This is a genomic window from Streptomyces sp. NBC_01454 (genome assembly GCF_036227565.1).
Classification (GTDB): domain Bacteria; phylum Actinomycetota; class Actinomycetes; order Streptomycetales; family Streptomycetaceae; genus Streptomyces.
Genome location: NZ_CP109460.1, coordinates 7176400 through 7190607, shown reverse-complemented (window position 1 = coordinate 7190607; position 14208 = coordinate 7176400). Strand labels below are relative to the sequence as shown.

General features: G+C 71.6%; 12 protein-coding genes. 3 read left to right on the top strand and 9 right to left on the bottom strand.

Annotated features, from left to right (window positions below):
• Positions 1-8: 8 nt before the first annotated feature.
• Positions 9-800: a DAPG hydrolase family protein gene (locus OIU81_RS31880; protein WP_329153382.1), complete on the bottom strand. Its 792-nt coding sequence runs from the start codon at positions 798-800 to the stop codon at positions 9-11.
• Positions 801-1194: 394 nt separating this feature from the next.
• Here OIU81_RS31880 and OIU81_RS31875 point away from each other — a divergent pair, with 394 nt between their 5' ends.
• Complete coding sequence (locus OIU81_RS31875) at positions 1195-1824, top strand: TetR/AcrR family transcriptional regulator (RefSeq protein ID WP_329153380.1); 630 nt, start codon at positions 1195-1197, stop codon at positions 1822-1824.
• A gap of 311 nt (positions 1825-2135) precedes the next feature.
• On the opposite strand, the gene OIU81_RS31865 is transcribed toward OIU81_RS31875, so the two are convergent.
• Positions 2136-2627, bottom strand: coding sequence for a helix-turn-helix domain-containing protein (locus OIU81_RS31865; RefSeq protein ID WP_443074173.1), 492 nt, complete (start codon positions 2625-2627; stop codon positions 2136-2138).
• Positions 2628-2692: 65 nt separating this feature from the next.
• On the bottom strand, positions 2693-3394 hold the full coding sequence (locus OIU81_RS31860; protein ID WP_329153378.1) for an alpha/beta fold hydrolase: 702 nt from the start codon (positions 3392-3394) through the stop codon (positions 2693-2695).
• Between the two features lie 121 nt (positions 3395-3515).
• Between OIU81_RS31860 and paaK the strand changes: the two genes are divergently transcribed.
• Entirely contained in the window at positions 3516-4832 is a 1317-nt protein-coding gene (gene paaK, locus OIU81_RS31855; protein ID WP_329153377.1) for a phenylacetate--CoA ligase PaaK, read from the top strand.
• A 20-nt stretch (positions 4833-4852) separates the two neighbouring features.
• Here the strand turns inward: paaK and OIU81_RS31850 are convergent, their stop codons facing one another.
• From OIU81_RS31850 to OIU81_RS31825, 6 genes are all read right to left on the bottom strand, one after another.
• Positions 4853-5716: an alpha/beta fold hydrolase gene (locus tag OIU81_RS31850; RefSeq protein ID WP_329153376.1), complete on the bottom strand. Its 864-nt coding sequence runs from the start codon at positions 5714-5716 to the stop codon at positions 4853-4855.
• Between the two features lie 157 nt (positions 5717-5873).
• Complete coding sequence (locus OIU81_RS31845; RefSeq protein WP_329153375.1) at positions 5874-6674, bottom strand: VOC family protein; 801 nt, start codon at positions 6672-6674, stop codon at positions 5874-5876.
• Between the two features lie 109 nt (positions 6675-6783).
• Positions 6784-8328, bottom strand: a complete 1545-nt coding sequence (locus OIU81_RS31840) for an acyl-CoA synthetase (protein WP_329153374.1) — start codon at positions 8326-8328, stop codon at positions 6784-6786.
• Positions 8329-8388: 60 nt separating this feature from the next.
• Positions 8389-9948, bottom strand: coding sequence for an acyl-CoA synthetase (locus tag OIU81_RS31835; RefSeq protein ID WP_329153373.1), 1560 nt, complete (start codon positions 9946-9948; stop codon positions 8389-8391).
• Positions 9949-9968: 20 nt separating this feature from the next.
• Complete coding sequence (locus tag OIU81_RS31830; RefSeq protein WP_329153371.1) at positions 9969-11072, bottom strand: NAD(P)H-dependent flavin oxidoreductase; 1104 nt, start codon at positions 11070-11072, stop codon at positions 9969-9971.
• Between the two features lie 77 nt (positions 11073-11149).
• Positions 11150-12712, bottom strand: a complete 1563-nt coding sequence (locus OIU81_RS31825; RefSeq protein WP_329153369.1) for a phytoene desaturase family protein — start codon at positions 12710-12712, stop codon at positions 11150-11152.
• Between the two features lie 179 nt (positions 12713-12891).
• On the opposite strand from OIU81_RS31825, the gene OIU81_RS31820 reads away from it, so the two are divergent.
• Complete coding sequence (locus OIU81_RS31820) at positions 12892-14199, top strand: glycoside hydrolase family 27 protein (protein ID WP_329153367.1); 1308 nt, start codon at positions 12892-12894, stop codon at positions 14197-14199.
• Positions 14200-14208: the final 9 nt, after the last annotated feature.

Genomic DNA, 14208 nt, shown 5'->3' with positions numbered 1-14208 from the left:
CGGCGCGTTCAGGGCTGCTGTCCGCCGAATTCGCCGTAGATATCGGCGAGGAAGGTCGACAGGTGGGTGAACTCGATCTGGTCGTGCAGCACGAGCTCGTAGGCCAGGCCCAGTGCCCCGTTGCGAGCCGCGTCGTCCGCCGGGGCGGGGCCCTGGTCGAATATGTAGCGACTGCGCAGCTCGAAGCCCTCAGCGGTGTCCCGCACCAGGTGGATCATGCAACCGTTCTGGATATGGCCGCAGGCGTGGGCCCGGTAGCCGGACTCGGCGAAGCGGCCGGTGTCCATGCCGAGTTCGGCCGGGTCCACGAATTCGACCCACAGTTCGGCGCGGTGCGGGCCGATGTACTCGATGATCTCGTGCCGGCTGCCAATGTAGCGCTCTGCGTCCGTGAGGCCGGGCCGGGTCAGCTTGTCCCGGTCGCGGGGCCCGGACTGCAGGTGGTTGTAGGGGTACCACAGGGAGTACCGCTCCGGCTCCACGGAGTGCCACCAGAACCACCAGGTGAACATCTCCGGGGTACAGCCGGGGAAGTGAGTCAAGCTGGCGACGTAGGGATGGCCGGCCTCGGTGAGGCCGAAGCCGGTCTCACCCTCCAGATAGCCGGGCTCCAGCAGCTTGTTGAGATCGGCGGGGGCCGAGGAGAGCATGGCGCTCGGGCTCATGCGCTCCTTGAGGAACGGCAGGGCCTCGCCGTGGAGCCACAGATCGCCGTTGAAGTACTTGGCGTAGGGCTTGTCCTTGATCCGTTCGGCGTTGTAGCGGAACAGGTCCTGGGTGGGGACCGGGTGGTACGTCACGGGATGCACGATGATCGCCTTTCTGGGGAGTCCGGTTCCGTGGTGTCGGAGTGGCCGGCGCGAGGTCGGTGACGCAGGTGGTGCACGGCCTCATTGCCGACGTGTTCGCCGGCGGCGTTGCCGAGCCGTCCGCAAGGGCCACCCAGGGCGGGGCCGGGGTGGCCACGCCCATGAGCCGGTACAGGAGCAAGGCCGGCACGCCGGCGCCGAGGGAGACGAGAGCGTGGACCGGTGCGCCGATCATGCGACCGCTCCGGCCGCCGGCGCCTGGAGGTAAGGCAGCATCGCTCGCCCTCGATTCCGAGTCCGGGCGGACTCCGGCCGCATCCGACGTCGCGACCATAACATGAATATGAATTCACATTCACTTCTCGGTGGATGCGACAATCGATCCGTGACCACGCGCAACGACCCCCGCCCCCCGCAGCAGCAGCGCAGCCGCGCCGCAATGGAACGCATCCTCAATGCGACACAGGAGCTTGTGGCCGAACGCGGCGCCGCGGTATTGACTGTCGCGGACGTCGCGACCCGCGCCGGCGTCGCGGTCGGCACGGTCTACCAGCGCTTCGCCGGCCGGGACGCACTGCTCGCGGCGGCCCAGGACTGCTGGCTGGACCAGCTGATCAGCCGCGAGCTGGCCACACGGGAGGCCGTCGGAGAGGCGGCGGACTTCGAGGACCTCGTCACCCGATATATCACCGCCATGGTCATGATCTTCCGACAGAATGCCGCGCTCATCGGCGAGTTCGCTCTCCGTACCGCGCTTCATCCGCACCGTGGCGAGGCGGTCCTGGGCAAGCTCCAGGAAGTCTTCACGGGGCTGTGCGATGCACTGATGGCTCACCCGGACCGGCCCGCGCATGTCGACCGGGACCGGATCGCATTCGTACTGCGCGCGGCGCAGGCCATGCTGGAATGGCGGGTGACCGCCCCCGAGGGCGTGGCCTCGGACAACGGCTGGGCCACGCTCAGCGAGGAACTGCCGCGGATGGCCCTGTGCTACCTGCGGGACAAGTCCGACTGACCTCGATCTTCTCGTTCAGATGGTCAGCGCCGTCCACACGTCGGCGCATCGGCTCTCGTCCCTGCCTATCGTCTCGCCCTGCCGACAGGGCCGCCGATGCCGCATTCCCACCAACCCGCGGCGCGCCATCAGTCAGACCTACCGGTCTGACGGGGCTGAGCGCGCAGGGGTGCCGGTCCAGGGTCAGCTGGGGCACGTGGCCCCGCAGCTCGGTGAAACCGCTGTCGCCGGCAGCGAGGTCCTTGAGGAGCCGTTCCATACGCCCGTGATCAGTTTCCTTGTCCGCCAACGCACCGCCCTGTGCCAAGTGTTCACGCACGGCCGGGTAGAGGAGGATCGAGGTAGAGGCCCACGACATCACGGACCTTGTCGATGAACAGCGGGTCCGTGGAGAGCTTGAACGTCTGTGACCGGTGCGGGGCCAGTGCGAAGGCCCGCCAGATCCGTGAGACCGCGGGCTGCGGCCTTCCTGTGGCCGCCGCCGTCGGCCTGATCGACCAGTGCGTCGCGTTCCTGGGCTTCTCCTCCGGCGTCTTGACGATGACCCGTTCGGCAGCTACGTCGGTGATCTTCCGTGGGACACCAGGCCGCGGAGCGTCGGACAGGCCGTCCAGGCCACGTGCGATAAAGCGCTGCCGCCAGGTCCGGACCGTGTCCGGGGTGATTCGCAGCCGACGGGACACCCCCATGACCGAGTGCCCGTCGGCGCACTCCAGCACGATCCGCGACCGCTGGGCCAGAGCCTGAGCCGTCGTACGACGACGCACCCAGCCTTCCAGTACAGCCCGCCGGGCATCGGTCACCGACAACGGAGGAATCTCCAGACCAAGGCGACTCCTATCCAACCAACGGCGAATTTCCGGCTCAGTCACCAGGAGTGCGGCGCGAGGAACGAGTTGACGGCGGTGAGGAACTCCCCGGGGCGCTCCTCGTGGACGAGATGGCCGGCGCCCTCCACCGTCACCAGACGGGCATCGGGCAGCCGCTCGACCAGCTCGGCGAGGTGCGCCTGCGGGATGTGGCTGGTCTCCCCGCCGGCGAGGACCAGGGTCGGCGCGGTCACCCGCGCCACCGCCTCCCACCATCCGGGGTCGGGTGCGTTCCGCTCCGCCACCACCGCGATCTTGGCCTGCCAGTCGAACGAGGACGGGCCCGCCGGCTGCGCGGGCACCTCCTGCGGCGGGTCGGCGGGCAGCGGCGGGGCGACCTCCTCCAGGACCAGCCGTGCCACCAGGTCCGGCCGGTCCGCGGCCACCAGCAGGGCGGCCACCGCGCCCAGCGAGTGCCCGATGAGGAGCACCCGCTCCAGGCCGAGCGCCCGCAGAAATCCGACGGCGTCATCCCGCCAGCGCGCGAAGCCGTAGTCCCCCGGCCAGTCGCTGTGGCCGTGTCCGCGCTGGTCGAGGGCGAAGACACGGTGGGTACCGGCCAGCCGGCCGACCACGCCGCGCCAGTCCTCGCCGTCCTCGCCCAGGCAGTGCAGCAGCACCGCCGGCGGGGCGTCCTCCTCACCCCACACCCGGTATGCCAGCTGGACCTCACCGACCTGCACCATCCGGACCTCACTCATGCGCGGGACGCTACCCGCGAGCGCGCCGCGCCACGCCCCTTGACGTGTTCGCCGCGCGCTGATTACTTGGATCAGCACGTGGCTACCGAATGATCGGTAGGGAAACGAGGCGGTGAACTCCATGCCGGCAGCGGCTGAGGGCAGTGAGACGTTCGACGAGGCGGAACGGCTCTCCCGGGACGCGTTGCGCGACCGGCAACTGACCCGGCTGCGCGCCTCGTTGCAGCACGCCTATGACCACGTCCCGTTCTACCGGGAGTCCTTCGCCCGGGCCGGGCTGCATCCGCAGGACTGCCGTTCGCTCGACGATCTCGCCCGCTTCCCCTTCACCGTGAAGGATGATCTGCGCGCCCAATACCCCTTCGGGATGTTCGCCGTCCCCAAGGCGGAGGTGCGCCGTATCCATGCCTCCAGCGGCACCACCGGCCGCCCCACCGTCGTCGGCTACACCGAGGGCGACCTCGCCCGCTGGGCGGACGTCGTCGCCCGCTCGCTGTACGCGGCCGGCGCACGGCCGGGACACACCGTCCATATCGCTTACGGCTACGGCCTGTTCACCGGCGGTCTGGGCGCGCACTACGGCGCGGAGCGGCTCGGCTGCACGGTCGTGCCGGCGTCCGGCGGGATGACCAGCCGCCAGGTGCAGATCATCCAGGACTTCCGCCCCGAGATCATCATGGTCACCCCGTCGTACATGCTCACCCTGCTGGACGAGTTCGAGCGGCAGGGCATCGACCCCCGGACGACCTCGCTCAGGGTGGGCGTCTTCGGCGCCGAGCCCTGGACGCAGGAGATGCGCCGCGAGATCGAGGAGCGGTTCGCGATCGACGCCGTGGACATATACGGCCTGTCGGAGGTCATGGGCCCCGGCGTGGCCCAGGAATGCGTGGAGGCCAAGGACGGGCTGCACATCTGGGAGGACCACTTCTATCCGGAGGTCGTCGACCCGATCACCGGCGAGGTGCTGCCGGACGGGGCGCACGGCGAGCTGGTGTTCACCTCGCTCACCAAGGAAGCGATGCCGGTGATCCGCTATCGCACCCGTGATCTGACCCGGCTGCTGCCCGGCACCGCGCGCCCCGCCTTCCGCCGGATGGAGAAGGTCACCGGTCGGTGCGACGACATGATCATTCTGCGCGGGGTCAATCTCTTCCCCGCGCAGGTGGAGGAGATCGTGCTGCGGACACCGGGCGTCGCCCCGCACTTCCAGCTGAAGCTGACCCGCGAGGGCCGGCTGGACCGGCTGACCGTGCGCGCCGAGGCACGTCCCGACGCCACGCTCCAGGAGCGCGCGGCCGCCGTCGGACTGATCACCCGCGCCGTCAAGGACGGGATCGGCGTCTCGGTGGCGGTCGAGATCGTCGATCCGGAGACCCTGGAGCGGTCGGTCGGCAAGATCAAGCGCATTGTGGACGCCCGGCCGCGGGACAAGGGGTAGGGCGAGTCCGCGGCGTCCTCTCACCGAGCCGTCGGGCCTGTTCGGTCCGGCAGGTTCAGGCGGGCTGCGAGGTCGGCGAAGGCGGTGCGGACGGCCGTCGGGTTCTCGAGCCAGGGGAAGTGGCCGGCGTCGGGGATCCGGCGGTGCAGGACGTGCGGGCCGTGGAAGCCGGGCTGGTCCTGCCAGATGTGCTGGTCGACGATGTGGTCACGGGCGCCGCTGACGATCAGAGTGGGGAGGGTCGTCGGCTGCCAGCGGGCCCGGTAGCCGTCGTCGAAGTGGGCACCGGCCCAGGCCACCGCGTCATGGCAGTAAGTCAGACCGGCCAGCAGGGCCCGGCCGTCGGCCAGGGCGGAGGGGCGGAAGTTCCATGGCGCGGCGGCGAGTGTCAGGGCGCGGAGGTGGTCGTCGTCCGGCTGGCGGGCATAGCGCTCGGCGGCGGTGGCGACATCGGGGAGCGGGTGGTCCTCGGCGTAGCGGGCGAAGCCGGGGCGCCAGCCGGCATGCGGGGCGCTGCTGAGCAGCACCATGCCGGTCAGCAGACCTTCGAGTTCCGGGACGGAGAGCAGGAACATACCGCCGGTGGAGTGGCCGGCCATGACCACGTCGTCCAGTTCCTGCGCGGCCTCGGCGAGGGCTCCGGGCCAGTGGGCGTAGGGCTCGGCGGGAAGCCCGGGGTGACCACGGTTGGAGCCGTCGCCGGGCAGATCGACCAGCCAGGCGGCTCCGGGCACCTCAGCCGCCCGCACCAGGCCGAGCAGGGACTCCGAGCCCAGCCCCGGCCCGCCGGGCACGAACAGCCAGTTGCCGCGCCCCGCGCCCGAAGTGACCTGGCGCAGCCTGACTCCCGACGCCGTCCACCGTTCCTGCGGATGTGCACCCACCGCGACCGCTCTCTTCGTCGTGCGTTCCTCCGCCCCGGACACGACGGTAAGCCGTGCGGGCCGCCGGGCGCGTGGCATTTTCCCGCGGGCACGGGAGCCGCGGGGCAGGACCGGCGGCGCGCCGCGTCCGGGGAGCGTGCGCCCGGCGGCGATGGGCTCAGGTCGTCTTCGGCTCCCCCTTGAGCAGGGCGAACGGGGCTCCTGCCGGGTCCTTGACCATGGCCAGCCGGCCGACGCCCGGGGCGTCGGAGGGCGGGATCATGACCGTGGCGCCGTGGTCGGTGGCCGCGGCGAAGGTGGCGTCACAGTCGGCCACACCGAAGTAGGGGTGCCACTCCGACGGCGAACCGGCCCGCAGATGCTCCTGCTGCAGCTGCATGATGCCGCCGTGCGCGGAGTCGCCGGCCTTGCCGCCGCCCGGTGCGGAGACGAGGGAATAGACGGAGTCACCGCCCATGGGCATGTCCTGGTACGCCCAGGAGAAGACCGAGCCGTAGAAGTCCTTGGCCCTGGCCGCGTCGGTGGTGTACAGCTCCGTCCAGCACAGCGTGTTCGCTTCCATGACCGTGTCGAGGCCCTGGGTGTCGCCGGGCTGCCATACGGCGAAGTCGGCGCCGGTCGGGTCGGTGAAGGCCGCCAGCCGGCCCGCGGTGAAGACATCCATCGGCGCCATGCGCACCGCGCCGCCGGCCTGCTCGACGGCCTTGACCGTGGCGTCCGCGTCGGGGGTCTGGAAGTAGACGTTCCAGGCGGAGGAGGCGCCCTCCTCCGTCAGCGGGCCGACGGCGGCGACCGTCTTGCCCTCGAGCTGGAAGAAGCCGTATCCGCCGGAATCCGGGCCGGCGGACTGGAAGGTCCAGCCCAGCACGGCGGAGTAGAAGGCGGCGGCGGCGTCGACATCGGGGGCTCCGAGGTCGAGCCAGTTCGGTGTGCCCGGGACATAGTTGGTGGTCAGCATGGGTGGTCCTCCGTTGCGCGGATGGTGACGTACATGGCTGTTTCCCGCCGTTTCTCAGCATGGCAGGGGGCACTGACAGTCGCCCTTCACGCGCGCCGCGCCCGGCGGCTCAGGACTCCCCGAACCGTGCGCGCAGCTCGCGCTTGAGGACCTTGCCGCTGGCGTTCCGCGGCAGCGCGTCCACGAACACCACCCGTTTGGGGGCCTTGAACGGCGCGAGGCGGGCGCGGGCCGCCTCGATCAGCTCCTGCTCCCCCACCGGCCCGGCCCCGCCGTCCGCTCCCCCGGCGCCGGACGGACGCCGTACCACCACCGCGGTCACCGCCTCGATCCAGCGCGCGTCCGGCAGTCCGATCACCGCGACCTCGGCCACCTGCGGATGCGCGTAGAGCACGTCCTCGACCTGGCGTGAGGCGACCAGTACGCCCCCGGAGTTGATGACGTCCTTGACCCGGTCGACCACGGTGAAGTAGCCCTCCGCGTCGCGGACGGCGAGGTCCCCGGAGTGGAACCAGCCGTCCCGGAACGCCTCCGCGGTCTCCTCCGGCTTGTCCCAGTAGCCGGTGCACAGTTGCGGGGACCGGTAGACGACCTCGCCCCGGGTGCCGTCGGGCACTTCCCGGCCCTGTTCGTCGACCACCCGCGCCTCGACGAACAGCACCGGCCGCCCGCAGGAGTCCATCCGGCCCTCGTGTTCGTCCGGGCCGAGCACGGTGGCCAGCGGTCCGATCTCGCTCTGCCCGAAGCAGTTGTGGAAGGCGAGCCCGGGCAGCCGGGCGCGCAGCCGCTCCAGTACGGGGACCGGCATGATCGAGGCGCCGTAGTAGGCCTTGCGCAGTCCGCTCAGCTCACGGGTGGCGAAGCCGGGGTGGTTCGCCAGCGTGATCCACACGGTCGGCGGCGCGAACAGGCTGTCGACCAGGCCCGCTTCGACCAGGTCGAAGATCCGGTCCGGGTCGGGGCCGTCCAGGATCGTGTTCTGCGCCCCGACGGCCAGATAGGGCAGCAGGAACACATGCATCTGCGCGGAGTGGTAGAGCGGGAGGGAGTGCAGCGGCCGGTCCGTCTCCCGCAGGCCGAGGGCGATCACGGCGCTGGTGTACTCGTGCACCAGCGCCCGGTGGGTCATCATCGCGCCCTTGGGCAGCGCGGTGGTCCCCGAGGTGTAGAGCAGCTGGACCAGGGCGTCCTCGGGCACCTCGGCCATTGGGCCGGCGTCCTCGGGCACCTCGCCGGCGGCCAGCCGTTCCAGCAGCCCGTCGGGACCGCCGTACAGCGGCATGCTGCGCACCCCGTCCGGCAGCCGGTGTGCCAGTGCGGCCTCGGTGAGCACCAGCGCGCTGCCCGACTGGTCGAGGAGGTAGCGCAGATCCTCGCCCGTGAGGGCGTGGTTGACCGGCACATGCACCAGTCCGGCGCGGGCGCAGGCCAGAAAGCCGATCAGATACGCGTCGGAGTTGTGCCCGTAGGACGCGACCCGGTCGCCGGGGGCCAGGCCGTCCGCCAGCAGCGCCCGGGCCGCGGCGGTCACCGCGTCGTCGAGTTCCCGGTAGGTCCAGGCCCGCTCCCCGTAACGCACCGCGGTCCGCCCGGGCACCCGGCGGGCGCTGCGCCGCAGGACTCCGTCGACCGTATTGCTCCGCGCTCGCATCATGGCGCGATCCTCGACCGCGTCCCACCCGGGGTCAAGGCACCCGGCCGCCGGGGGGCGCCGCTAGACCGCGCGCTCGCGTCCCTCCCAATACGGATCGCGCAGCCGGCGCTTGTAGAGCTTGCCGTTGGGGTCGCGTGGCATGACGGCGATGAAGTCGAGGGACTTGGGGCATTTGTAGCCGGCGAGCAGGCGCGTGCAGTGGGCCAGGATGTCGGCGGCCAGTTCGGGGCCCGGACGGTGGTCGCCGGCGGGTTCGATGACGGCCTTGACCTGCTCGCCCCAGTCGTCGTGCGGGATGCCGAAGGCTGCCGCGTCGGCGACCGCGGGGTGGCTGAGCAGGGCGGATTCGATCTCGGCGGGGTAGATGTTCACACCGCCCGAGATGATCATGTCGATCTTGCGGTCACGGAGGAAGAGATAGCCGTCCTCGTCGAGGAAGCCAAGGTCGCCGACGGTGAAGAAGTCCCCGATCCGGTTCTTCCTCGTCTTGTCCTCGTCCTTGTGGTAGCGGAAGCCGCCGGTGCTCATCTTCATGTACACGGTGCCGAGTTCGCCGGCCGGCAGCCGGTTGCCGTCGTCGTCGAAGACGGCCAGCTCACTGATCGGCCAGGCCTTGCCGACCGTTCCGGGCTTCTTGAGCCAGTCCTCGGCGGTCGCGAAGGCGCCGCCGCCCTCGCTCGCGGCGTAGTACTCCTCGACGCAGCCGCCCCACCAGTCGATCATTGCGCGTTTGACGTGGTCGGGGCAGGGCGCGGCGCCGTGCAGGGCGTGCCGCATGGCGCTCACGTCGTACGCCGCCCGGATCTTGTCGGGCAGCGCGAGCAGCCGGTGGAACTGGGTGGGGACCATGTGGGTGTGGGTGCAGCGGTGTGCGTCCATGAGGGCGAGCATCTGCTGCGGCGTCCACTTGTCCATCAGGACGATGCGGTGCCCGATGTGGAGTGCGGCACCGGCGAATTGCAGGACGGCGGTGTGGTAGAGCGGCGAGCAGACCAGATGGACGTTGTCGTCGAACGGCTTGATGCCGAAGATGGCGAGGAAGCCGCCGAGGTGGGTCTCCTCGGGCGGTTTGCCGGGCAGCGGGCGGCGGATGCCGCGCGGGCGTCCGGTGGTGCCCGAGGTGTAGTTCATCACCCAGCCCAGCGTGCGGTCGGCGGGCGCGGACTCCGGCTGTCCGTCGAGGAGTTGGGCGTACGGGCGGAAGCCGGGGATGTCGCCGAGGGCATAGCGCCGGGTGGCCGGCAGGTCCGCCTCGTCGGCGGCCTGCCGCGCCGCGGCGGCGAACCGCTCGTGCGCCAGCAGCACCTTCGCCCCGGAGTCGGCGACGATCCAGGCGATCTCGGGGCCGACCAGATGGTGGTTGACGGGGACGAGGTAGAAGCCGGCCTGGGACGCGGCGAGGTAGGCGGTGAAGAACTCGACGCCGTTGGGGAGGACCACGGCGAAGGCGTCGCCGCGTTCCAGGCCCGCCGCCCGCAGCCCGTGGACCAGTTGGTTGCTCGCGGCGTGCAGCCGGCCCGCGGTCCATTCCTCGCCGTCCGGGGCGATCAGGACCGTGCGGTCCGGGGCGGCGGTGGCCTGCGCCCAGAAGCCGTTGGGGGGTGGGGAGTCCGGTGTCATTCCGCTGTCCTCCTCGGGTTTCACGCGCGTCCGGCGATGCGGTTGACGCGGTCGATGGCCCGCTCGAAACCGCGGGTGAGGTCGTCGAAGACGGCCTGTACGCTGCGTTCGCTGTTCATCCGGCCGACTATCTGGCCGACCGGGGTGCCCAGCAGCGGCTCGACCTCGTGCCGCTGGATACGGGAGTTGGCCTCGGCGACCAGCAGGCCCTGGAGCGGCATCGGGAGCGGGCTGGGGCCGTCCGGGTCGTCCCAGGCGTCGGTCCACGCGGTGCGCAGCTGGCGGGCGGGTTTGCCGGTCAGCGCGCGGGAGCGGACGGTGTCGCCGGGGCCGGCGGCGAGCAGTTTGGCGGTCAGCCGCCGGGAGTGCAGCTCGGCCTCCTCGCAGGTCAGCCACACCGAGCCCAGCCAGACGCCCTGGGCGCCGAGGGCGAGCCCGGCGGCGATCTGCTCACCGGTGCCGATGCCGCCGGCGGCGAGCACCGGCAGCGGGCCGACGGCGGCGACGACCTCCGGGGTGAGGACCATGGTGGCGATGTCGCCGGTGTGGCCGCCCGCCTCGTAGCCCTGGGCGACGACGATGTCGATGCCGGCGTCCTTGTGGTGCCGGGCGTGCCGGGGGCTGCCGGCCAGCGCGGCGACCAGGATGCCGTGGTCGTGCGCGCGCCGGATGACGTCGGGCGGCGGGGAGCCGAGGGCGTTGGCGAGCAGTTTGACGGGGTAGTCGAAGGCCACCTCGAGCTGGGTGCGGGCGACGTGCTCCATCCAGCCGGTGATCCGCCAGCCGGCCGTCTCGCCCGCCGCGAGAGGCGGTACCTGGTGGGTGTCGAGGAGTTGGGTGACGAAGCGGCGGTGCCCTTCCGGGATCATCGCCTCGACCTCGGCCTCGCTGACGCCTGCCACCTTCTTGGCGGGCATCACCACATCGAGCCCGTACGGCAGTCCGTCGGTGTGGTCCTGCATCCAGTCGAGGTCACGGGCCAGTTCGTCCGGGGCGGTGTAGCGGACCGCGCCGAGCACCCCGAACCCGCCGGCCCGGGTGATCGCGGCGGCGACGGCGGGGAAGGGGGTGAACCCGAAGACGGCGTGCGCGATGCCCAGCGTGTTGCTCAACTCCGTCTGCATGCGCGCAGGATGCCGCAGCGGATCGCACGAGGGAAGAGGTTTTCTGATGCAGCGTCAGAAACTTTGGCCGGGGCGGGTCACCCCTCCTCCAGCACCGCCATCGCCGCGTTGTGCCCCGGGATCCCGCTGACTCCCCCGCCGCGCACCGCGCCCGCGCCGCAGAGCAGGACGGTGGGGTGCCCGGTGGCGACGCCCCAGCGGCCCGGCGCGCCACCGGCCCGCTCGTCCTCGGGATCCGCGTACGGGAAGGCCAGGTCACGGTGGAAGATGTTGCCGCCCGGCAGGCCCAGTTCGCGGTCCAGGTCCAGCGGGGACCGGGCCTCGATGCAGGGGCGGCCCTCGGCGTCGTGCGCCAGGCAGCCGGCGAGCGGCTCGGCGAGATGGGTGTCCAGCTCGGCGAGGGTGGCGGCGAGGAGGCGGTCGCGGGTCGTGTCGTTATCGGCGGTGAACAGGCGCGCGGGGGTGTGCAGACCGAACAGGGTGAGCGTCTGGTAGCCCTGGCGGACCAGGTCGGCGCCGAGGATGGAGGGGTCGGTCAGGGAATGGCAGTAGATCTCCGAGGGCGGGGCGGTGGGCAGCGCACCGGACGCGGCCTGCCGGTAGGCGTCCTCGAGCTGGCGGTAGCCCTCGGCGATGTGGAAGGTGCCGGAGAACGCCTCGCGGGGGTCCACCCGGGTGTCCCGGAGCCGCGGCAGCCGGGTGAGCAGCATGTTGACCTTGAGCTGGGCGCCCTCGGCGGGTGGCGGCGGGGCCTCGCCCAGGAGGCGGGCCAGCTCCCGCGGGGCGGCGTTGACCAGGACCCGGCGGGCGCCGATGGTGCCCGCCTCGCAGCTCACCTCGGTGGTCCGGCCGTCCGTCGCCAGGCCGGTCACCGCGCAGTCGGTGACGATCTCCGCCCCGGCCCGGCGGGCGGCGTCGGCCAGGGCGTCGGTGAGTGCGCCCATGCCGCCGATGGGGACGTCCCAGTCGCCGGTGCCGCCGCCGATGACGTGGTAGAGGAAGCAGCGGTTCTGCCGCAGCGACGGGTCGTGGGCGGCGGCGAAGGTGCCGATGAGGGCGTCGGTGAGCACCACGCCGCGGACCAGGTCGTCGGCGAAGGTCTCCTCGACCAGCTCGCCGAGGGGACGTGCGAACAGGGCGTGCCAGAGGGCGTCGTCGTCGATGACGGCGCGGAGCCGCTCGCGGGTGGGCAGCGGCTCGGTCAGCGTGGGGAAGACCCTCTCGGCGAGCCGCCGGGTGGCGCCGTAGAAGTCCTGCCAGGCGGCGAACTCCCGGTCGGATCCGGTGAGTTCGGCGAACGCCGTCCGGGTGCGGGCCTCGCCCCCGCCGACGAGGAGCCCGGTGGGGCGGCCGTCGCGTACGGCGGGGGTGTAGGAGGAGACGGTGCGTTTGCGGACCGCGAAGCGCAGCCCCAGGTCCCGCACGATCTTCGGTGGCAGCAGGCTGACGAGGTAGGAGTAACGCGACAGCCGGGCGTCGACCCCGGCGAACGCCCGCGTCGACACGGCGGCACCACCGGTGTGGTCCAGCCGCTCCAGCACCAGCACGCTGCGCCCGGCGCGCGCGAGATAGGCGGCGGCGACCAGCCCGTTGTGGCCGCCGCCGACGATGACCGCGTCATACGAAGTCCGTTCCGGCATGCCTCTTGGTAGCACGCGCCGAACGGGGTCGCCAGGTGCACGCGGCTGAAACCTCCTCCCCGGCCGGTGCGGCTTCTTGACCGGGCAGGGGGGTGCTCCTAGCGTCCGGCCGTGCTCCGCCCCGGCACCGCCCGCGCCGTCCTCTCCTCAGGCCGTCCCGCCCACTCGTGAGGTGACCCGTGTCCCGTTCCCCGGTACCCCGCCCCGGCCGCGCCTTCGCCGGACTGACCGCCGTCGCCGCCTGCTCCGCCGGGCTGCTCGCGGCCCCCGCGCCGGCCTCGGCCGCCCCGGATCCGGCCCGCGCGCCCGGCGCCGCACAGGCCGCCGGGACGTACCCGAATCTGGCCCCCAGACCCCCGATGGGCTGGAACAACTGGTCTTACTACATGTGCAACATCAACGAGCGGACGGTCCTGGACAATGCCCGCGCGCTGGTCCGTACGGGGCTGGCGGGCAAGGGCTACCGCACCGTCACCATCGACGACTGCTGGATGAGCAGAGCGCGCGGCTCTCAGGGCGAGCTGGTGGCGGACCCCGTGAAGTTCCCGCACGGCATGGCGTATCTGGGGCGGCAGCTGCACCGGATGGGACTGAAGTTCGGGATTTACGAGGACGTCGGCACCCTCACGTGTGAGAAGTTTCCGGGCAGTCTCGGCCATTTCCAGGAGGACGCCGCGCAGTTCGCCCGGTGGAAGGTGGACTACGTCAAGGCGGACGGCTGCAATGTGCCGGTCGCGCCGGGACACACCAAGGAGGAGACCTACCGGGATGTGTACGGGCAGATGAGCCGGGCGCTCAGGGACACCGGCCGGCCGATCACCTTCTCGGTGTCGGCCCCGGCCTACTTCCAGTTCGACGGGGACAGCGTCTGGCACCAGGTCATCGGGTGGTCGGCGGAGGTCGGCAATCTGTGGCGCGGCGGGCGGGATGTGGCGCTCCAGCAGAGCACCCCGGCCGCCAAGTGGTCCTCCATCGTCTACAACTTCCGCTACAACGCGAAGCTGTCCGGCCTGCAGAAGCCGGGGCGCTGGAACGACCCGGACTTCCTGCTGGCCGGTGACACGGGCCTGACGCGGGAGGAGATCCAGAGCCAGCTGTCGCTGTGGGCGATGATGGCCGCGCCGCTGATCTCCAGCACGGACGTCGCCGGCCTGTCCCCGCAGGCGCGCACGGTGCTCGGGAACAAGAAGGTCATCGCCGTCGACCAGGACGCGCTCGGCGTCCAGGGGCATCTGGTGCAGCAGGACGACGGCTCGGCGGTGCTGGCCAAGCCGCTGAAGAACGGCGACACGGCGATCGCGCTGTTCAACTCGGGTGCGGCGCCGCGCACCCTGTCCGTCACGGCCGCCGCGGCCGGGCTGCCCCAGGCCGACTCCTACCGGCTGCACGAACTGGTCACCGGCCGCCGTACGCACAGCGACGGGGACATCGTGGCGCGGGACGTGCCGCCGCACAGCACGGTGCTCTACCGGGTCACCCCGGGCTGAGCCGGCGGC